Below are 19194 nucleotides of genomic sequence, written 5' to 3' on the forward strand. Positions count from 1 at the left end.
GCCATGGCCTACACCCTGCCTGACCCGCTGACCGGCGCATCGCTCCCGTTCGACACGGTGATCGACGTGCGTTCGCCCGCCGAATACGCCGAAGACCATGTGCCCGGCGCAATCTCACTGCCGGCCTTCTCAGACGAAGAGCGGGCCAAGGTGGGCACGATCTATGTGCAGCAGTCGCCGTTTCTGGCCCGCAAGGTGGGCGCGGCGATCCTCGCGCGCAATGTGGCCACGCACCTTGAAGGGCCCTTGGCCGACAAGGATGGCGGGTGGAAGCCGCTCGTCTACTGCTGGCGCGGCGGGCAGCGTTCTGGAGGGTTCTCCACCATCCTCGCCCAGATCGGCTGGCGGGTCGACAAGGTGGAGGGCGGCTATCAGAGCTATCGCCGAGCCGTGGTCCGGGCGCTCTACGAGAGCGAGCTGCCGTATCGCGTGATCCTGCTCGATGGCAACACAGGCACCGCAAAGACCGACCTGCTGCACCGGGTCGCCGCGCGCGGCGGGCAGGTGCTGGACCTCGAAGGGCTGGCCAACCATCGCGGCTCTCTGCTCGGCAACCTCGGGCCGCAGCCGTCGCAGAAGGGGTTTGAAACGGCACTGGTTTCGGCGCTGTCGCGGCTGGATCCATCGCGCCCTGTTCTGGTCGAGGCCGAAAGCTCCAAGGTTGGTGAGGTGCTGGTGCCGCCCGCCCTGTGGAAGAACATGCTGGCAGCACCGCGCATCACCCTCTCTGCGACGATGGAAGACCGCGCCCGCTACCTCGCCCGTTGCTATGCCGATCTCGCCGCCGATGTGCCCCGGCTCAACGCTCTGCTGGAGCCGCTCGTCCGCCTGCGGGGTCGTGAGCGCATTCGGCATTGGCAGGGCCTCGCCGAGGCCGGCGACATGCAGACCCTCGCCGCCGAACTCTGCCTGCATCACTACGACCCGAGCTATGCCAAGTCGCGCCGCACGGACACGCCCGAAACTGCGCTCGAGATCGCACTGGATGACGACGGGCTGGACCGCGCCGCCGACCGGATCATGGCACAGCTTGGCGGTTGAGGCGGCTCAGGGCCGTTCGCGCAGGTGGTCCTCTGCATCGGCCACGTTGATATCCATGGCATCCAGCCCGTCTTCCAGCATGTCGGCCAGTTGCGGCTCGCCGCCTAGGTAGGTTTCGGTCGGGGCGGTATGTTCGGCAACGGCGAGGCGGCGCGCCTCTTCGATGTCGTCGGGGGCATAGCTGCCGCGCCCAACCCACATCAGCGCCACGAGGCTGGATTGCTCATCTTCGTTCAACTCGGAAATGTAACGACGGGTCGAAACGCCATCTGATCCGTACTCACGGGCCAGTGCGATGACGCGAACGATCTTGGCGAGCGATATGTCGAGCATGGCAATGCCTCCTTGGCGCCAGAGTGCCACTCTGCGCCTCTGCTTACCAGTCCCGCGACTGCGTCACAGTTGCGAGCGGAACAGCCGATAATAAAGCCAGTTGGGCATGAGCTGCGAGACGCGCACCAGCCAGCCGCGCATGGTGGGAAAGCTCTTCTGAAACACGTCGTCGTTCATGTGCTCGAACAGCTCGCGGGCGGCGGCTTCGGATGTCATGACCGAAGGGGGCAGGGCCGCGGGCGTGTCGCCCTCGGCCACGGGCTCGGGCTCGATCACATGGCCGGGGCAGGCCAACTGCACCTGCACGCCGCTATTACGGAGCTCGGCATAGAGTTCCTCTGCCAGGTGCATGACGGCGGCCATCGACGTGCCATAGCCGATTTCCCCGGGGAGACCGCGATAGGCAGAGAGGCCGGCCACCAGCAGCAAATGGCCCTTGTCGGCGCTGACCATGCCGGGCAGCACAGCGCCAACGGTATTGAGCGCGCCATCCAGATTGCGGTCGATGACCTTCTTGATTGCGGTCGTATCCCAGTTGCGGGCGCCGTGCCCGCCGAGGGCGTCGGGCAGGTAGATCACGCCGTCCAGCGCGCCAGCCGTTTCCGAGGCGGTCCGCATGGCCTCGGCGTCCGAAACATCGGCTTCCAGAGCCGTGGCTCTTCCGGGAAGCATCTCGGCCAGACGCGTCATCGCCTCGGGTTCGGCGCTGGTCAGCACCAGCTCGGCCCCCACACGAGAAAGCTGATCCGCCAAAGCACGCCCGAGCGCGGAGCCTGCGCCGATGATCCAGTACCGTTTACCCTGCCATTCGATCATTAAATTCTTCCTCCGCGTCAAAACCCTGTCTTAAATGCATTCGCCCCGCGCAGAAGTGATTCTGCGCCGGTGCACGCGAAGTATAACGCGGTCAGTTACTGGCTGGTTCAAACGGGGTGGCTGCGGGCGTTCAATTTCGCGCCATTGCCTGCGATTTGAGCAGGATTCAGCGTGTCGGGGCCGTCGCAGGGCCGGCAAGGGGCACAACGGCAGCCTCTTCTTCTGGCGCGAGTTCCTCGAAGTCGAAACTGTCGAGGCGATGTGCCCGCTTGCCCGCCTTTTCGGCGGATATCTTGATCTCTTCAATGTCCTTGGCTGCCTGGCCGAAGTGCCTGTCGAGGTTGCCGACGCGGGTGCCGAGCCGCTCGACATCGCCGTGCAGCAACGCCAGCTCCTTGCGGATGACCCCGGCCTGCTCACGCATCCGCGCGTCCTTCAGCACGGCCCGCATGGTGTTGAGCGTGGCCATGCAGGTGGTGGGTGACACGATCCAGACACGGGCGGCAAAGCCTTCGCGCACGACTTCGGCGAAGTTGGCGTGAAGTTCGGCATAGACGGCTTCGGAGGGCAGGAACATCAGCGCTCCATCCGCCGTTTCACCCTCGACGATGTACTTTTGAGAGATCGCTGAGATGTGGGCCTTTACCGCGGTGCGCATGGCGCGTGCGGCGGCGGTCTTTTCGCCATCGGTGTTGGCAGCGCGGAGCTGCTCGTAAGCTTCCAGCGGAAACTTTGCGTCGATCACGATCGGACCGGGCGGGTTTGGCAGATGAATCAGGCAGTCGGCCCTCTTGCCGTTGGAGAGGGTGGCCTGCAGCGTGTAGCTGTCGCGGGGAAGGGCCTTCGAGACGATATCGTTAAGCTGGATCTCGCCAAAGGCGCCACGGGTCTGCTTGTTGCTCAGGATATCCTGCAGCCCCAGCACATCGCCCGAGAGCTTTTCGATATTGGCCTGCGCCTTGTCGATCTGCGCCAGCCGTTCGGTGAGCTGGGTGAGCGAGGTGGCGGTCTGCTTCGAACTTCCCGACAGCGTCTCGTTCACCTTTTCCTGCATGTCATTGAGAGTGCGGGCAGAGTGCAGCGCGGTCTGGTGCAGCCGATCGGCCACCTGCGCCTGGACCTCGGCCAGCCGCGCCTCCATTGCCGCGACGATATGGGCCTGGCCGGACTGCTGGCTTTCGGACACCGAGGCGAGCCGGCCTCCAAGTTCGTGCTGCCCCTGGGCAAGCGCCTCGACAGCGCGCGAAACGGTGCCGATCTGGCCCGCGGCGTCGGCGGCACGTCCGGCGCGGCGGACGATGGTGATGAGCAGTGCCAGCAAGACAAGGGCAAGCACCGCACCGGCCAGCAGGGCAAGAGTCGCCGGGTCGTCCAGACGGAGGGTCATTGCAGCGGTTTCGTTCATCGCCGTCCGAAAAGCCGCTCGATGTCGTGCAGCTTCAACTCCACATATGTCGGGCGCCCGTGGTTGCACTGGCCGGAGTGCGGGGTGGCTTCCATTTCGCGCAGCAGCGCATTCATCTCTTCGGCGCGCATCCGGCGCCCCGAGCGGATGGAGCCGTGGCAGGCGACGCGGCTCAGGATGGCTTCGATCCGTTCCTGCACCAACTGGCTCTCGCCGATGTCATCCAACTCGTCGAGCACATCGCGCAGCATGGCCTCGGCGTTGATTTCGCCAAGGATCGCCGGGGTTTCGCGCACGGCGAGCGTGCCGGGGCCGAAGGGCTCCAGCGTGAGGCCCATTCGGGTGAAGGTTTCGGCATGCGCCAGCAGGGTGGCGGCGTCCTGCTCCGAGAGTTCGACGATCTCGGGAATCAGCAGCGCCTGCGCGGCCACGCCGTTCTCGGCCATCTGCCGTTTGAGCTTTTCGTAGACGAGACGCTCATGCGCGGCGTGCTGGTCGACGATGACCATGCCGGTGTCTGTCTGGGCGATGATGTAGTTCTCGTGCACCTGCCCCCGGGCCGCGCCGAGCGGGTGGTGGGTGAGGGGCTCGTCCGCACCCTGCGGCGTGTGGTCGACCCGGCCCGTCGGCGCTTCGGCAAAGCCCATCGGCTCCACGACTTGCGTGGGGAAGCGGTAAGGTTGGGCACGCTCCTGAGCGGGCCGGTCCATCTGGTAGATCCGGGGGGTGAGCGGCGGCTGCACCGGTTCGGGCCTGAGTGCCCCCAACACCTCGCCGGCCACGGTGGTCGATGCACGATGCCCGGCTTCCGCCAGCGCGTGGCGAATACCCGAGACGATGAGCCCCCGAGCGGTGCCGGGCTCGCGAAAACGGACCTCGGACTTGGCGGGATGCACATTCACATCAACCCGCTGCGGGTCAACGTCCAGAAAGAGCACGGCAGCAGGGTGACGCTCGCGGCTGAGATAATCGGCATAGGCGCCGCGCAGCGCACCGATCAGCAGCTTGTCCTTCACCGGTCGTCCGTTGACGAAAAGGAACTGTGCCACCGAGGAGCCGCGCGAGTAGGTCGGCAGGGCGGCGTATCCGGTAAGGTGAAGCCCCTCACGCTCGGCATCGAGGCGAATGGCATTCTCGGCAAAGTCACGGCCCAGAACGGTGGCGAGACGGCCAGCGAGAGCATCGAACAGGTCACCAGACTGGGCATCGGCCCGGAAGGTCACGCGCGGCTCGCCCGAGGTTTCGTCGCGCAGGGTGAAGGCGGTGAAGGGCTCGGCCATGGCCAGCCGTTTGACGACTTCGGATATCGCCTGTGTCTCCGCCCGGTCCGAGCGCAGAAACTTGAGCCGGGCGGGTGTGGCGTAAAACAGGTCGCGCAGCTCGACCACGGTGCCCGAGGTGAGCGCAGCGGGTTTCACAGCGCCCAGGCTACCACCGGTGCATGCGATGGAATGCGCCTCAGCCCCGGCGGGACGCGAGGTGATGGTGAGCCGCCCGACCGCGCCGAGCGAGGGCAGCGCCTCGCCACGAAAGCCGAAGGAGCGGATATCGAGAAGGTCGGAGCCGTCGATCTTGGATGTGGCATGGCGCGAAAGCGCCAGCGGCAGGTCGGCAGCCGGGATGCCGCATCCGTCATCGGTCACACGGATAAGGGTCTTGCCCCCGTGAGAGATGGCCACGTCGATACGGGTGGCGCCCGCGTCGATGGCATTCTCGATCAGTTCCTTGACCGCAGACGCCGGCCGCTCGACCACCTCGCCAGCGGCGATGCGGTTGATGACCGTTTCGTCGAGTTGCCGGATTTGCGGCGGATCGAGGCTTATCTTGGGGTGCGGGGCGTTCATCCTACAAGGGGTAGCATGGGGCCGGGCGATTCTGCGAGGGGGTTTTATCGTTGTTTAACAGGGCATGGCGATCGTGCGGGCCCGTTCAGCCCCTATGGTTTGCGCACCACCGCGCCGACCAGCGGGCCAAGCGGAAAGCCGGTATCGTTCCGCCCGATTGCCGGAGCGAAGAGGCGGGAGACCGAGCCATCGAAGTAGAGCGCATTCGGCGTGCCGAGTTGGTCGCGGAACAGGCTGCCGAACTCCCAGAAGGTCACAGGCTCGTCGGAAATCACGAAATGCACGGTGCGCCCGTCCGCTCCCACGCCAACACCATTTCGAAAATGGCGCGACGTGCTGTTCTTCAGGAAGCGCGGGTGCAGCTTGCCATTCAACACCAGCATCGGCCCGGATTGCGAGGCATAGCGGCAGGCGGGCGGATTGGCGCGGTAAGCAAGGGTTTCGACAACGGCCGCCCGGCCCTCCATCAGGCAGAACACCCCGTTGGGCACGAGGCCAAAATTGCCCGGCCCCGGGTTGGCCACCAGCGGCGCCGTCTCGCGGCCCTGCTCGACGTAGAGGCCAACGGGGCTGCGGTCTTCGTGATACATTCCGGCGTTCATGGCAAAGGTCAGCGACAGACCCTCGGCTTCAAGCATGGTCTCCAGCCGGTTGAAGCTGCCGATCACCTTGCCGTCGGTCTTGTGAAACAGACGAATGTCATCATCGGCGGCGTCGAGGGTGCAGAGGGTATAGGCCCGGCCTTCATGGGCGATATCGCGGCACTCCGGCGCGGCCAGCGCGGGCGCGGCGAAGAGGGCGAGGAGAGGCGCCAACAGGGGCGCGAGCCGCCTATGTCTCGGTATCTTCCCCATCGTCTCCTCCCTCAAGGTCACGGCGCACCCGCTCTTCGGAAAACATCCGCCGGGTGTCGTCCATCTGGTCGAAGGTCTCATCGAGGCGAAAGCGCAGCTCCGGCGAGAACTTGAGCGCCAGCGATTTGTTGACGGCGCGGCGGATCTCGGACCGGTTGCGGCGCAGCGCCTCGAGGGCTTCCTCTTCGCCTTGCCCGCCGAGCGGCATCACGAAGGCGGTTGCCACTTTCAGATCGGGTGAGCAGCGCACCTCGCTGACGGTGATCGACATGCGTCCCAGCGCATCGTCGTGCACATCGCCGCGCTGGAGCACCTGCGCCAACGCCCGCCGTATCGTTTCGCCCACGCGGAGCTGACGCTGCGAGGGGCCGTTACCATCATGAAACTTGTTCTTCGCCATGAGCCGGACATAGGCCGCGTGCGGCGGCCACGCAAGCGGGGCTTTGCGCCGCAGGCCCGTCTCAGCTAAAGGGGGCCGAAGCTTGAGAGGACTGTGCGAGATGATGGATGTGCCCGGGATCGTGGTGATGGGAGCTTCCGGCCGGATGGGGCGGATGCTGGTGCAGAGCGTGCAGGAGAGCCCGGTTATGCGGCTCGTCGGGGCGCTTGAGCGAGAGGGCCACGAGTGGATCGGCCGCGATGTGGGCGAGGCCATGGGCGGCGCGGCGCTCGGCGTGACGGTGACGGCAGACGCGCTGGAAGCGATGGCAGGGGCGCAGGCGGTCATCGACTTCACGGCACCGGCGGCCACAGTCGAAATGGCGACCCTGGCGGCGCAGGCGCGGGCGGTGCATGTGATTGGGACAACCGGTCTGACCGAGGATGACATCGCCAAGCTCGACCTCGCCGCACGGCACGCGGTGATCGTGCGGGCGGGCAACATGTCGCTCGGAGTCAACCTGCTGACGGTGCTGGTGAAAAAGATGGCTGCCGCGTTGGACGAGGATTTCGATATCGAAGTGGTCGAGGCCCATCACCGGCACAAGGTCGATGCGCCCTCGGGCACCGCGCTGATGCTGGGCGAGGCCGCCGCAGAGGGCCGGGGCCATGGGCTGAAAGAGGTCTACGAGGCGGCACGCGATGGCATCACCGGTGCCCGCAAGCGCGGCCAGATCGGGTTTTCGGCCATTCGCGGCGGCGACATCATCGGCGAGCATGACGTGATCTTTGCCGGCCCGGGCGAGCGCCTGACGATTTCGCACAGCGCCACCGACCGGAGCCTGTTTGCCAAGGGTGCGCTGAAGGCCGCGCTCTGGGGGCAGGGGCGCAAGCCGGGGCATTACTCGATGCTGGACGTATTGGGCCTTTCGGAGGAGTGACGGCAGGTGAGTGTCACCCACCCTACAGCCTGCCCCACCCATGGTGCGACCCTGTCGCCTGCGGTCCAGCCCACCGCTCAGAAATCGACCGCGATGCCCTTTTTCTCGTAATCGCCGTAGCGAACGGGCTCGGGGCCCTCGCGGCCTCCGAGCTCGGTGGGCAGCTCCAGTGCCTTGGCCTTTGCGCGGCGCTCCTCGGCCTCGGCAAGCGCGCGTTGGGCTTCGGGGGGCAGGTCTTTGGGGTCGGTCATGCGTCTGGCTCCTTGTCAGGGCTTGCGGCGTGATATAGCCCGCGAGGCCTGAACGGAAAAGGGGAAGACCCATGGCCGATGCGGCACGCGAGCTGGCGCTTTCATTCATCAAGGGTGTGTTGGCGCAGCGGATCATGATGCAGGACCTCGTCGCGGCCACGCAGGCCCCGCCCGAGGTGATCGCCCGCGCTCAGCGTCTGGCCAACGCCACCCTGCGCAAGATCGGCCCCGCCGATGCCGCCTTGAAACCATACCTGAAGAAGGCGCCCCCCGCGCCGGTCCGCGATGTGTTGCGGCTGGCCACGGTTGAGCTTCTGGCGCTGGGGGAGGCGGCGCACGGGGTGGTTAGCGAAGCCGTCAGCCTGACCAAGCAGGCCAGTCCTCGGGCCTCGGGAATGACCAATGCTGTGCTCCGGCGCGTGGCGGAAGAGGGGCAGGCAGCCTTCGATGCCGCTCCGCCCACGCGCATGCTCAACTGGCTGCGTGGACGTCTGGGGGCCACCTACGGCAATGCCGTGGTTGCCCAGATCGAGGCCGCCCATGGCGCGGGCGCACCGCTGGACCTGACGGCCAAGGGCGAAGCGGCGGCTCTGGCCGAGGCGACAGGCGGCACGCTGCTTCCCACCGGTTCAGTGCGGATCACCGGCCCTGCGCAAGTCACGGCGCTGCCGGGGTTCGAAGACGGGGCGTTCTGGGTTCAGGATGCCGCCGCCGCCCTGCCGGCCAAGCTGTTGAATGCACAGCCCGGCGAGCGGGTGCTGGACCTCTGCGCCGCGCCGGGTGGCAAAACCATGCAGCTTGCCGCTGCGGGAGCAGAGGTGGTTGCGCTGGACGTGTCGGAGAGGCGGCTGAAGCGGGTCGAAGAGAACCTGTCCCGCACCGGCCTCACGGCGCAGCTCGTTGCCGGGGATGCCCTGACCTGGGAGCCCGACGCCCCGTTTGACGCCATCCTGCTCGATGCACCCTGCTCGGCCACCGGCACCATCCGCCGCCACCCGGACCTTCCACATGTGAAGGACGGCAAGGGCCTCAAGGAGCTGTTCGCGCTTCAGGCCACCATGCTCGAGCGGGCGATGGGCTGGCTCAAGCCGGGCGGACGGCTGGTGTATTGCACCTGCAGCCTTCTTCCCGAGGAAGGCGAGGCCCAGGTTGAGGGTTTCTCGGTGGAGCGACCGGAAGCGCCCTGGATCGAAGAGGCATGGCGCAGCGAGAACGGTTTGCGCCTGCGGCCGGACTTCTGGGCTGAGCACGGCGGGATGGACGGCTTCTACATGGCGGTTCTGCGAAAAGCCTAGCCGGGCCGGGCCTTGGCGCACCCAATCCCGCCCAAACCCGCGTTCCGACCAATTCCCCGGTGACACCTGCGGCCCGGCACCCTATCCTGCGCCGCAACCAACAACACGCCCAAAGGGCACCCCGAAAGCACCATGGCAGGCACCTTGGCAAAGCACCCATCTGCGAGCTGGACGCGCATGGCCAACCGGCTTCAGGCCCGGCTGGCCACGTTGTCTCGCCCGGCCACGGCCTTCACCAGCCAGCCCGAGCCCCGGACCATCGGCAGCTTCGCCCGGGGGCGGCAACTGGTGGCCAGCACCTATCTCTTTGCCGGATATCTTGTGGAAGCCCGGGGCGATGATCGGCCGGTATGGGATCTGCCCGCGCCGGCCCCCGAGTTCACCGAGGCCCTCATGGGCTTTTCCTGGCTCGACGACCTCGCTGCCGTCGGCGACCTGCGGGCCCGGAGGAAGGCGCAGAACTGGACATGGGTCTGGATCGAGCGCTTCGGCAAGGGACGTGGATCGGGCTGGACGCCCGATCTGACCGGCCGCCGCCTGATCCGCTGGATCAACCATGCGATCTTTCTGCTGAACGGGCGCACCTCCGAACAGAGCCAGGCCTATTTCAAGGCGTTGGCCGGGCAGACCCGCTTTCTGGCCCGTCGCTGGCGCTCCGCCGCGCCCGGCCTGCCGAGGTTCGAGGCGCTGACCGGGCTGATCTATGCCGGGCTGGCGCTCAAGGGCATGGAGGCACATGTGGCCCCCGCCCTGAAGGCGCTGACCCGCGAATGCGACCGTCAGGTCGATGCCGAGGGCGGAATACCCACCCGCAACCCCGAAGAGCTGATGGAGGTTCTGACCCTCCTCACATGGGCCGCCCATGCGCTCGTGGATGCCGCCCAGCCGGTGCCACGTGCGCTCACCGCCGCGATTGCCCGGATCACACCGACGCTGCGTGCCCTGCGACATGCCGATGGCGGCCTGGCGCGGTTTCATGGCGGTGGGCGCGGGCTCGAGGGGCGGCTTGACGCGGCCCTGGTGGCCTCGGGTGTGCGCGAGGGGCCGGGGGACGGCCTGTCGATGGGATACGCCCGCCTCGCCGCCGGGCGCACCACCGTCATCGTCGATGCCGCCCGCCCGCCTTCCGGCCCCGCCTCGGCCCGCGCCCACGCCTCGACCCTTGCCTTCGAGCTGACATCGGGCCGCCGCCCGCTGATCGTGTCCTGCGGCTCGGGGGCGAGCTTTGGCGAGGGCTGGCGCCGTGCCGGTCGCGCCACCGCCTCCCATTCCACGCTCGCCGTCGAGCGCTACTCGTCATCCCGGCTAGCCAAGGCCGCAGGGCAGCGGGCGGAGTTTCTCGAAGACCGGCCGCAGCAGGTCAAGGTCGAGCGCACCGCCGATTCCGCCGGCACCCATCTCCTTGCCGGACATGATGGCTACGGCACCACCCATGGCCTCACCCACATGCGCCGGCTCGATCTCGACCCGGCCGGCCGCCTGCTGGCCGGAACCGACACGCTGCGCGCCTTCACCGATACCGCGCGCCGCGCCTTCGATGCAGCAATGACCCGGATGCAGTTGCAAGGCGTTGCCTTCACCGCGCATTTCCACCTGCACCCAGATGTCGATGCCACCATCGACATGGGCGGACTTGCCGTGTCGCTCGCGCTGAAGTCCGGTGAAATCTGGGTCTTTCGCCCCTCGGGTCGCGCCGAGCTGACGCTGGAGCCCTCGGTGTACCTCGAGCAGGGCCGGATCAAGCCGCGTGCGGCGCGGCAGATCGTCCTTTCTGCCAATGTCATGGACTACGGGCACGAGATCGGCTGGACCTTGGCGAAAGCACAGGATACCCCGCTGGCCATTCGTGACACGCTCCGCGATGACGAAGACGAAGAGACCGCGGAGCAGGGCTGACCGAGGGGACCGATGCCGATGAGTGACCTGCAACCAATCCGCCGCGCGCTGTTTTCCGTTTCCGACAAGGCGGGGCTGGTGGAGCTGGCCGAGCTGCTGTCGCAGCGCGGGATCGAAATTCTCTCGACCGGCGGCAGCGCCGGAATGCTGCGTGAAGCCGGTATCGCGGTGAAGGACGTGGCCGATCTTACCGGCTTTCCCGAGATGATGGATGGCCGGGTGAAAACCCTGCATCCCCGCGTGCATGGCGGCTTGCTGGCGCTGCGCGACAACGACGAGCATGTGGCTGCGATGGGAGAGCACGGAATCGAGCCGATCGACCTGCTTGTGGTCAACCTCTACCCCTTCGAGGCCACCGTGGCCCGGGGCGCCGATTATGACACCTGCATCGAGAATATCGACATCGGCGGCCCGGCGATGATCCGCGCCGCAGCGAAGAACCATGCCTTCGTGAACGTGGTGACGGATGTGGAGGACTACGCCGCGCTGGTAGACGAGCTGGAGGCCAATGATGGCCAGACCACCCTCGCCTTCCGCCAGCGCCTTGCGCAAACCGCCTACGCCCGCACGGCGGCCTATGACGCGGCCGTCAGCACCTGGATGGCGGGCGCCATCGGCGAAGAGACCCCGCGCCGCCGCGCCTTTGCCGGAACGCTGGCCTCCACCATGCGCTACGGCGAAAACCCGCATCAGGCGGCTGCCTTCTATACCGACGGCACGAACCGCCCCGGCGTGGCCACCGCCGCGCAGCATCAGGGCAAGGCGCTGAGCTACAACAACATCAACGACACCGATGCGGCCTTCGAGCTGGTCAGCGAGTTCGCCCCCGAGGGCGGCCCGGCCTGCGCGATCATCAAGCACGCCAACCCCTGCGGCGTGGCGACGGGCGCAACGCTGGAAGAGGCCTACCGGCGCGCCTTCGATTGCGACCGCACCTCCGCCTTCGGCGGGATCATCGCGCTGAACGGCAAGCTCGACGGCGCAACCGCGCGGGCAATCAGCGAGATCTTCACCGAGGTCGTCATTGCCCCCGAGGCCGATGACGAGGCCAAGGAGGTCTTTGCGGCCAAGAAGAACCTGCGCCTGCTGACCACCGGCGCACTGGCCGACCCACGCGCGGCGATGCTGACCTATCGGCAGGTGAGTGGCGGGATGCTGGTGCAGGACAAGGACGTGGGTCACATCGCCAAGGACGAGCTGAAGGTTGTCACCAAGGTGCAGCCGACCGACGCCCAGCTCAACGACCTGCTCTTTGCATGGACCGTGGCCAAACACGTGAAGTCCAACGCGATCATCTACGTCAAGGATGGCGCCACCGTGGGCGTTGGCGCCGGGCAGATGAGCCGGGTGGACAGCTCGCGCATCGCTGCCCGCAAGAGCCTCGACATGGCCGAGGCGCTGGGCCTCTCCGAGCCGCTGGCCAAGGGCTCCGTCGTGGCCTCCGATGCCTTCTTTCCCTTTGCCGACGGGCTGATGGCCGCGGTTGAAGCGGGCGCAACGGCAGTGATCCAGCCGGGCGGCTCCATGCGTGACGACGAGGTGATCGCCGCGGCCGACGAGGCCGGGATCGCCATGGTCTTCACCGGCATGCGGCACTTTCGTCACTGATGCGTTGGCTCGGGCTCTCCGCGCTGGTGGCCTTCGCCATCGATCAGGCCAGCAAGTGGTTCGTGTTCCACTGGCTCGGCCTCTGGGAGCGCGGGCGGATCGACGTGATGGACCCGCTGCTGGTGTTTCGTCCCGGTATCAACGAGGGCATCAACTTTGGCCTCTTCGGTGGCGGATCGGGCGCGCAGCGGATCATCCTGATCGCCATCTCTCTGGTGCTCTGCACGGCCCTGCTCGTCTGGGCCTGGCGCAGCTTTAACACCGCCCGCGCCTTCGCCTCCGCCGGGCTGGTGATCGGCGGCGCTCTGGCCAATGCGCTCGACCGAGTGATCTACCCCGGCGTGCTCGACTTTCTCAACATGTCGTGCTGCGGCTTCACCAACCCTTTCCTGTTCAACCTCGCGGATGTGTTCATCTTTGCCGGGGCCTTCGGGTTGATCCTCTGGACGGGTGAGAAAAAGGCGGCTGACGAGGGCCGCGAAACGCGTTAGAACGGGCAAAAGACCAAGAGGACGGGCGAGTGGTTTCAGGGGCTCAGAAAATGGCAAGGACCGCCGGGCGCATTGCGCTGGGTCTGGCATTGTGTGCCGCAGTCACGGCGTGTTCGCGCGAGCCGGAGCTGATGAACATCCAGCGCGGGCAAGACACGCCGGATGAATTTTCGATCCTTCCCAACAAGCCGATCCAGCAGCCCGAGAGCTACAGCAACCTGCCCGCACCCACCCTCGGTGGCAGCAATCGGGCCGATGCCTCGCCGTTCAAGGATGCGGTGGCGGCACTGGGCGGCGATCCCGAGCGGCTCAACACCAGCGGTGCCTACAGCGGCCCGCCGGGCCTGATCACGCACGTCACCCGCTTCGGGCTGACCCGCAACATCCGCCAGCAGCTTGCCGCAGAAGACTATGCCTTCCGCAAAAAGAACAATGGTCGCCTGCTTGAACGGCTGGCCAACGTGAACGTCTACTACAAGGCCTACCGCCGCCAGTCGCTCGATCAGGATGCCGAGCTGGCCCGGTTCCGCCGCGCCGGCGTAGCTACGCCTTCGGCACCGCCCAGCGGCGAGTATCAGGACTGACCTCGCAAAACTTGCCGCGCGCCGTCGCAAACTGTCGCACGGGGCTTCACAAGCCCGTTGCCCCACTTGCGCATATCCGCACCGTGCATAGGGTAGCCCTCGCATAATTCGAGAGGAGTGCCGATGCCCCCGATCCGCCGCGCCGCCACCGCGCTTGCTGCCGCTCTGGCCCTATTCGCACTCCCAGCCGCGGCCGAAGAGGTAACAACCTTTTCACTGGAGAACGGGATGGACGTGGTGGTGATCGAGGATCACCGCGCGCCCGTCGTCGTCAACATGGTCTGGTATCGCACCGGCGCCGCCGATGAAGCCCCCGGCAAGAGCGGGATCGCCCATTTTCTCGAACATCTGCTGTTTCAGGGCACCGACGACCTCGCACCCGGCGAGTTTTCCAAGGTGGTCGAAGACAATGGCGGCACCGACAACGCCTTCACCTCCTGGGATTACACAGGCTACTTCCAGCGCGTCGCCGCCGACCGTCTGGAGCTGATGATGAAGATGGAGGCCGACCGGATGGTCGACCTCAAGATCACTGAGGAAGATGTCGCCACCGAGCGCGAGGTGATCCTCGAAGAGCGCAACCAGCGGATCGAAAACGACCCCTCGGCGCTGTTCGGAGAAGACCGGCGCGCCGCCCAATGGATGAACCACCCTTACGGAATCCCGATCATCGGCTGGAAGCACGAGATGGAGGGGCTGACCCGACAGGATGCCTACGATTTCTACAAGCTGCATTACTCGCCCAACAACGCCATCCTCGTGGTGGCGGGCGATGTGACCCCCGAGTCGGTCAAGGCGCTGGCCGAAACCTACTTCGGGCCGCTGCCCGCCAACCCCGAGATCAAGCCGCGCGCCCGCCCGCAGGAGCCGCCGCACCGCGCCGCCGTTCACCTCGACTTCGAAGATCCGCGCATTTCGCAGCCCTACGTGGTGCGCACCTACCTCGCCCCCGAGCGCGATGCCGGGGCGCAGGAAAAGGCCGCCGCGCTGACCTTTCTGGCCGAGCTCCTGGGCGGCTCCCCGACCTCGTCGCTGATGGGCCGGATGCTGCAATTCGACGAAAGCCTCGCGGTCTATTCCGCCGCGTTCTACTCCGGCGAAAGCCTCGATGACGGGCAGTTCGGCTTCTACGCCGTGCCGGTGCCGGGCCGCTCGCTGGAAGAGGCCGAGGCCGATATCGACCGGGTGATCGAGACCTTCATGGAAGAGGGCGTCGACATGGAGGCCTTCGAGCGCATCAAGATGCAGCTGCGCGCCTCCGAAATCTACGCCAAGGACAGCCTCCAGCGGCTGGCCCGCCGCTACGGCGAGGGGCTGACCTCGGGGCTGACGGTCGAGGATATTCAGGCCTGGCCGCAGGTGCTTCAGGCGGTCACGCCCGAGGATGTGATGGCCGCCGCCCGCGAGGTGCTGAACCCGCTCAACTCGGTGACGGGCTACGCCACGCGCCCCCCCGAGGCCGCCCCCGCGCCGGAACCCGCCAGCGCCCCCGTGGCCGAGACGGTTCCTGACGACCTGCCCGTGACCGAGGAGATCTCTCAGTGACCTTTATCAAGCGCATCGCCTGTGGCCTCCTGCTCACGGTTCTCCCCCTCGTCGCCTCTGCCGAGGTCGATATCGAAAAGGTCACATCGCCCGGCGGGGTGAAGGCCTGGCTGGTCAACGAGCCCTCCATCCCCTTCGTGGCGCTCGAAATCCGCTTCAAGGGCGGCGCCTCGCTGGATGCGCCCGGCAAGCGCGGTGCGATCAACCTGATGACCGCCATCCTCGAAGAAGGCGCCGGCGATCTGGATTCCCGCGCCTGGGCCGCCGCGCGCGACAGCCTCGCCGCCTCGATCGACTTCGATGTCCACAACGACGCGCTTTCGATCTCGGCCAAGTTCCTCAGCGAAAACATGGATGACGCCGCAGAGCTGCTGCGCATGGCGATGGAAGAGCCCCGGTTCGACCAGGATGCGCTCGACCGGGTGCGCGCTCAGGTGCAGTCGATCATCCGCTCCAACGACAACGACCCCGACAAGATCGCCGGCAACACCTTCGACCGCCTCGCATGGGGCAACCACCCCTACGGCACCGATCTGAACGGCACCGAAGACAGCGTGGCCGCCCTGACCCGCGAAGACATGTTCGACGCCAAGGCGCGGGTCATGGTGCGCGACCGGCTCTACGTATCGGCGGTGGGCGACATAGACGCAGAGCGCCTGTCGTCCCTGCTCGACAACCTGTTCTCCGGGTTGCCCGAGAGCGGCGCCAAGCTGCCGCCCCATGTCGACTACACCCTGCAGGGCGGGCTCACCGTGGTGCCCTTCGACACCCCGCAGTCGGTGGTGTCCTTCGGCCAGGCCGGGATCACCCGCGACGACCCCGATTTCTTCCCGGCCTTCGTGATGATGGAAATCCTCGGTGGCAGCGGCTTCAATTCTCGCCTGATGGAAGAGGTCCGCGAAAAGCGCGGGCTGACCTATGGCATCTACTCTTACCTCGCGCCGATGGATTACGGCGAGATCATCGGCGGCGGCGTGGCTTCGGCCAATGGCCGGGTGGCGCAGGTGATTGAGGTGGTTCGCGATGAATGGGCAAAGCTCGCTGCCGAAGGCGTGAGCGCCGAAGAGCTGGAACGGGCCAAGAAATATCTCACCGGGGCCTACCCGCTGCGGTTTGACGGCAACGGGCGGATTGCCAACATCCTCGTCGGCCTTCAGATCGAGGGGCTGGGCGTGGATTACATCACCAACCGCAACGGCTTCGTCGAAGCCGTGACGGTCGAGGATGTGCAGCGCGTCGCCAAGCGGCTGATCGACCCCGAGGGCCTGCACTTCGTCGTTGTCGGCGCGCCGGAAGGGCTGGAAGAGAGCGCAGGCAACTGACATTGGGCGGGACATGTCCCGCCCGGCCCACGCGGCCCCGTTGACGCCCCGGCCCGCCCGCGCTACGCCCCGCCTCTCAAAACCAAGGGAGGCCCCATGGCCCGCCGCAAGGGACGCGACATTTCCGGTTGGATCATCCTCGACAAGCCCGCCGGGCCGACGAGCACAGGGTGCGTGAACAAGCTGCGCTGGGCCTTCGAGGCCAAGAAGGCAGGCCACTCGGGCACGCTCGATCCCGCAGCCACCGGCCTTCTGGCCATCGCCTTTGGCGAGGCCACCAAATGCGTGCCCTACGTGATGGACGCCGACAAGTGCTACAGCTTCACGGTGCGGCTCGGTGCGGCCACCAACACCGATGATGCCGAGGGCGAAGTGATCGCCACCTCCGAAGCCCGCCCCTCCGATGACGAGATCCGCGCCGCCCTGGCAGGGTTTACTGGCGAGATCATGCAGGTGCCGCCCAAGTATTCCGCCGTCAAGATCGACGGCGAGCGCGCCTATGCGCTGGCCCGCGACGGCGAGGATTTCGAGGTTGCGGCCCGCCCGCTCTGGGTTGAGAGCCTCGAGCTTGTCGCCCGCCCCGACCCGGACACCGCCGAGCTGCGGATGGTCTGCGGCAAGGGCGGTTACGTCCGCTCCATCGCGCGTGATCTGGGCGAGGCGTTGGGCTGTCTTGGCCATGTGTTGGGCCTGCGGCGCGAGTGGTCCGGGCCGTTCGATCTTGAGGGGTCGGTGACGTTGGAGCAGGTGGAGGCGTTGGCCCGAACACCCGATGTCGACGGGCTGCTCCTGCCGCTGGAGGCCGGTCTGGGGGATTTGGCCCGCGTCACCGTGAACGAGGCCGCCGCCACCCGCATCGCCCACGGCAATCCCGCGCCCGTGGTGGCTACCGATGCCGAGTTCGGTGAAGAATGCTGGGCCGCCCACAAGGGCCAGGCCATCGCGCTGGGCCGCTTCATGGGAGGCGAGTTCCATCCTGCACGAGTTCTGAACCGGTGAGCGTTCTGGCGCATCAACCGCTCTGCGGCGCTTTCGCCCCGGCCCGCCCGGGCGCGCGAACACGTCTCACAAAGGCCAAGCACCCATGATCACGCGCACCCACACCAAGGGCGACGCGCCTTCCACCGCCGTCTATTCCGACTGCGAGCGTTACCGTTACCTGCTCACCCGCACCTGGGATCCGGCGGGCGAGAAGGCATTGTTCATCATGCTCAACCCTTCCACCGCCACCGAGGTCCAGAACGACCCTACCGTCGAGCGCTGCGAGCGCCGCGCCCGCACCCTCGGCTTCGGCAGCTTCCGCGTCACCAACATCTTCGCCTGGCGCGACACCGACCCGAAGGCCATGCGCGCCGCACCCGAGCCGGTAGGCCCGGAGAATGATGCGGCGATTCTCGAGAGCTGCACATGGGCCGATCGGATCATCTGTGCCTGGGGCAGCCATGGTGCGCATCTGGGCCGGGGCAGGGCGGTGGCCGATTTGCTGCGGCAGGGCGGCTGGCCGCTCTACCATCTCGGGCTGACCAAGCACGGCGAGCCGAAGCACCCGCTTTATATCGGATACGCCGAGCAGCCCCGGCTCTGGACTAGTCCGCCGGACGTGTCCTGACCCGCAGCGCCGTACCAATCGCTTCCGGCCCCCCGGCGCACTCCACCTGCACCACCGGGCGACCGCCCAGGCTGATCTGCCACGTGTCCTGCACCGTTGGCAGCATCACGACATCCGTGGCCTCCGGACCATCGTAGAACACCACCAGCCGCTCGGTTTCAGGCTCGAAGCCCTGCACCACCGGGATCGGCCACTGCCGATCAACCGAGAGTTTCAGCCGCCGCGGCGTTTCTGTGGTGACGATGATATCGCCCATCGCCATCGGCAGGATGATCCTGCCCTCGGAGTCATATTCATCGCCGTCGGCAGTCTCGTCGCTGGCGTCTGGCTCCGGCCCGGGGGCGGCCTCTTCATCGGTGTCGCCGGGCGTCTCGATGGCGTTCTCTGTCTCTGTCTCGGCCAGCTCATCCGCTTCCGCTTCCGCCTCCGGCACGTCGCCAGACCTGTCGTCACTCTCCAACGGGTCCGCGACCATGACCTCGCGGGTGGGCTCATCGCCCTCCGCTTCCGCTGCCAATGCCTCGACCTCCTCGTGCGCCTCCTCCTCATCGGCCTGTTCCGGCTCAGTTGCAATGGGGGGCTCCGCCAGCTCCACCGGGTCAGCCTCGTCCCCCTCGGCAGCAGTCGCCTCAGGCGTCTTCGCGTCCTCTTCGCTCACGCCTTCCGCCAGCGCCTTGGCGATGGCCGCCCGCGCGGCGGCCTGCGAATCCAGCTCCGCTTCCTTTGCAGTCGCGGCCTCCTCTTCGGAGCGAATGCGGCTCAATTCTTCCCTGACCGCCTGGATCTCGGGCGGAAACTCTTCTGCCTGAACTGCTGCCGCAGCAGGCTCCTCAGGCGCAGCGTCCGGCACATCTTCCACCGGTTCGACCTCGGCCAGATCGGCCTTGCGCCGTGCCCGCAGCCGGAACCACAGCGCGATCAGCACCAGCGCCAGCAGGAAGATCAGCAACGGAATGAGCCAGTCGGGAACCATGGGCGGAT

The 19194-nt window shown here is 66.8% G+C and carries 19 protein-coding genes; 11 read left to right on the plus strand and 8 right to left on the minus strand.

The window, feature by feature from the left end; translation table 11 throughout:
- The first annotated feature begins 3 nt into the window (after positions 1–3).
- Positions 4–1041 carry a tRNA 2-selenouridine(34) synthase MnmH gene (mnmH, locus tag GTH22_RS17170; protein WP_252946795.1) on the plus strand — a complete coding sequence of 346 codons (1038 nt, stop codon included), beginning with the start codon at positions 4–6 and terminating at the stop codon, positions 1039–1041.
- Between the two features lie 6 nt (positions 1042–1047).
- Here mnmH and GTH22_RS17175 read toward each other — a convergent pair whose 3' ends face one another.
- The 6 genes from GTH22_RS17175 to rbfA form a co-directional block, all read right to left on the minus strand.
- Positions 1048–1374: a DUF3775 domain-containing protein gene (locus GTH22_RS17175; protein WP_252946796.1), complete on the minus strand. Its 327-nt coding sequence runs from the start codon at positions 1372–1374 to the stop codon at positions 1048–1050.
- 63 nt (positions 1375–1437) lie between these two features.
- A complete protein-coding gene (locus tag GTH22_RS17180) occupies positions 1438–2190 on the minus strand; it encodes an SDR family oxidoreductase (RefSeq protein ID WP_252946797.1) in 753 nt (250 codons plus the stop codon).
- A 166-nt stretch (positions 2191–2356) separates the two neighbouring features.
- Positions 2357–3595 (minus strand): DNA recombination protein RmuC, encoded by a 1239-nt coding sequence (locus tag GTH22_RS17185; RefSeq protein WP_252946798.1) that lies wholly within the window; start codon positions 3593–3595, stop codon positions 2357–2359.
- Complete coding sequence (gene mutL / locus GTH22_RS17190) at positions 3592–5439, minus strand: DNA mismatch repair endonuclease MutL (protein WP_252946799.1); 1848 nt, start codon at positions 5437–5439, stop codon at positions 3592–3594. Before mutL ends, GTH22_RS17185 begins: the two co-directional genes overlap by 4 nt.
- 92 nt (positions 5440–5531) lie before the next feature.
- The gene (locus GTH22_RS17195; RefSeq protein ID WP_252946800.1) at positions 5532–6293 is read right to left on the minus strand and encodes a phosphodiester glycosidase family protein; all 762 of its coding nucleotides are present in this window, start codon (positions 6291–6293) and stop codon (positions 5532–5534) included.
- Complete coding sequence (gene rbfA, locus GTH22_RS17200; protein ID WP_252946801.1) at positions 6271–6693, minus strand: 30S ribosome-binding factor RbfA; 423 nt, start codon at positions 6691–6693, stop codon at positions 6271–6273. Before rbfA ends, GTH22_RS17195 begins: the two co-directional genes overlap by 23 nt.
- A 100-nt stretch (positions 6694–6793) precedes the next feature.
- Between rbfA and dapB the strand changes: the two genes are divergently transcribed.
- Positions 6794–7612, plus strand: coding sequence for a 4-hydroxy-tetrahydrodipicolinate reductase (dapB, locus tag GTH22_RS17205; protein ID WP_252946802.1), 819 nt, complete (start codon positions 6794–6796; stop codon positions 7610–7612).
- A 77-nt stretch (positions 7613–7689) separates the two neighbouring features.
- Here the strand turns inward: dapB and GTH22_RS17210 are convergent, their stop codons facing one another.
- Complete coding sequence (locus GTH22_RS17210) at positions 7690–7863, minus strand: DUF1674 domain-containing protein (protein ID WP_252946803.1); 174 nt, start codon at positions 7861–7863, stop codon at positions 7690–7692.
- A 71-nt stretch (positions 7864–7934) separates the two neighbouring features.
- On the opposite strand from GTH22_RS17210, the gene GTH22_RS17215 reads away from it, so the two are divergent.
- From GTH22_RS17215 to GTH22_RS17255, 9 genes are all read left to right on the plus strand, one after another.
- A complete protein-coding gene (locus GTH22_RS17215) occupies positions 7935–9158 on the plus strand; it encodes an RsmB/NOP family class I SAM-dependent RNA methyltransferase (protein WP_252946804.1) in 1224 nt (407 codons plus the stop codon).
- Positions 9159–9335: 177 nt separating this feature from the next.
- Entirely contained in the window at positions 9336–11054 is a 1719-nt protein-coding gene (locus GTH22_RS17220; protein ID WP_252946806.1) for a heparinase II/III family protein, read from the plus strand.
- 18 nt (positions 11055–11072) lie between these two features.
- The gene (gene purH, locus GTH22_RS17225; RefSeq protein WP_252946807.1) at positions 11073–12662 is read left to right on the plus strand and encodes a bifunctional phosphoribosylaminoimidazolecarboxamide formyltransferase/IMP cyclohydrolase; all 1590 of its coding nucleotides are present in this window, start codon (positions 11073–11075) and stop codon (positions 12660–12662) included.
- Positions 12662–13153: a signal peptidase II gene (lspA, locus tag GTH22_RS17230; RefSeq protein ID WP_252946809.1), complete on the plus strand. Its 492-nt coding sequence runs from the start codon at positions 12662–12664 to the stop codon at positions 13151–13153. The genes purH and lspA overlap by 1 nt, the downstream gene beginning before the upstream one ends.
- A gap of 50 nt (positions 13154–13203) precedes the next feature.
- A complete protein-coding gene (locus tag GTH22_RS17235; protein WP_252946811.1) occupies positions 13204–13737 on the plus strand; it encodes a DUF3035 domain-containing protein in 534 nt (177 codons plus the stop codon).
- Between the two features lie 123 nt (positions 13738–13860).
- Positions 13861–15282: a pitrilysin family protein gene (locus tag GTH22_RS17240; RefSeq protein WP_252946813.1), complete on the plus strand. Its 1422-nt coding sequence runs from the start codon at positions 13861–13863 to the stop codon at positions 15280–15282.
- Positions 15283–15287: 5 nt separating this feature from the next.
- The gene (locus tag GTH22_RS17245; RefSeq protein WP_252947667.1) at positions 15288–16604 is read left to right on the plus strand and encodes an insulinase family protein; all 1317 of its coding nucleotides are present in this window, start codon (positions 15288–15290) and stop codon (positions 16602–16604) included.
- A 96-nt stretch (positions 16605–16700) separates the two neighbouring features.
- Positions 16701–17603, plus strand: a complete 903-nt coding sequence (gene truB / locus GTH22_RS17250; protein ID WP_252946815.1) for a tRNA pseudouridine(55) synthase TruB — start codon at positions 16701–16703, stop codon at positions 17601–17603.
- A gap of 85 nt (positions 17604–17688) precedes the next feature.
- Entirely contained in the window at positions 17689–18213 is a 525-nt protein-coding gene (locus GTH22_RS17255) for a DUF1643 domain-containing protein (protein WP_252946816.1), read from the plus strand.
- On the opposite strand, the gene GTH22_RS17260 is transcribed toward GTH22_RS17255, so the two are convergent.
- Positions 18191–19186, minus strand: a complete 996-nt coding sequence (locus tag GTH22_RS17260) for a hypothetical protein (RefSeq protein WP_252946818.1) — start codon at positions 19184–19186, stop codon at positions 18191–18193. The two genes, GTH22_RS17255 and GTH22_RS17260, sit on opposite strands and share 23 nt — an antisense overlap.
- Between the last annotated feature and the right edge of the window lie 8 nt (positions 19187–19194).

The organism is Oceanicola sp. 502str15, from assembly GCF_024105635.1.
Classification (GTDB): Bacteria; Pseudomonadota; Alphaproteobacteria; order Rhodobacterales; family Rhodobacteraceae; genus Vannielia.

Bases quoted from the DNA above. Each gene is read 5' to 3' on its own strand.
- mnmH (WP_252946795.1), top strand. From the start codon at position 4: ATGGCCTACACCCTGCCTGACCCGCTGACCGGCGCATCGCTCCCGTTC.
- GTH22_RS17175 (WP_252946796.1), bottom strand. From the start codon at position 1,374: ATGCTCGACATATCGCTCGCCAAGATCGTTCGCGTCATCGCACTGGCC.
- GTH22_RS17180 (WP_252946797.1), bottom strand. From the start codon at position 2,190: ATGATCGAATGGCAGGGTAAACGGTACTGGATCATCGGCGCAGGCTCC.
- GTH22_RS17185 (WP_252946798.1), bottom strand. From the start codon at position 3,595: ATGAACGAAACCGCTGCAATGACCCTCCGTCTGGACGACCCGGCGACT.
- mutL (WP_252946799.1), bottom strand. From the start codon at position 5,439: ATGAACGCCCCGCACCCCAAGATAAGCCTCGATCCGCCGCAAATCCGG.
- GTH22_RS17195 (WP_252946800.1), bottom strand. From the start codon at position 6,293: ATGGGGAAGATACCGAGACATAGGCGGCTCGCGCCCCTGTTGGCGCCT.
- rbfA (WP_252946801.1), bottom strand. From the start codon at position 6,693: ATGGCGAAGAACAAGTTTCATGATGGTAACGGCCCCTCGCAGCGTCAG.
- dapB (WP_252946802.1), top strand. From the start codon at position 6,794: ATGATGGATGTGCCCGGGATCGTGGTGATGGGAGCTTCCGGCCGGATG.
- GTH22_RS17210 (WP_252946803.1), bottom strand. From the start codon at position 7,863: ATGACCGACCCCAAAGACCTGCCCCCCGAAGCCCAACGCGCGCTTGCC.
- GTH22_RS17215 (WP_252946804.1), top strand. From the start codon at position 7,935: ATGGCCGATGCGGCACGCGAGCTGGCGCTTTCATTCATCAAGGGTGTG.
- GTH22_RS17220 (WP_252946806.1), top strand. From the start codon at position 9,336: ATGGCCAACCGGCTTCAGGCCCGGCTGGCCACGTTGTCTCGCCCGGCC.
- purH (WP_252946807.1), top strand. From the start codon at position 11,073: ATGAGTGACCTGCAACCAATCCGCCGCGCGCTGTTTTCCGTTTCCGAC.
- lspA (WP_252946809.1), top strand. From the start codon at position 12,662: ATGCGTTGGCTCGGGCTCTCCGCGCTGGTGGCCTTCGCCATCGATCAG.
- GTH22_RS17235 (WP_252946811.1), top strand. From the start codon at position 13,204: ATGGCAAGGACCGCCGGGCGCATTGCGCTGGGTCTGGCATTGTGTGCC.
- GTH22_RS17240 (WP_252946813.1), top strand. From the start codon at position 13,861: ATGCCCCCGATCCGCCGCGCCGCCACCGCGCTTGCTGCCGCTCTGGCC.
- truB (WP_252946815.1), top strand. From the start codon at position 16,701: ATGGCCCGCCGCAAGGGACGCGACATTTCCGGTTGGATCATCCTCGAC.
- GTH22_RS17255 (WP_252946816.1), top strand. From the start codon at position 17,689: ATGATCACGCGCACCCACACCAAGGGCGACGCGCCTTCCACCGCCGTC.
- GTH22_RS17260 (WP_252946818.1), bottom strand. From the start codon at position 19,186: ATGGTTCCCGACTGGCTCATTCCGTTGCTGATCTTCCTGCTGGCGCTG.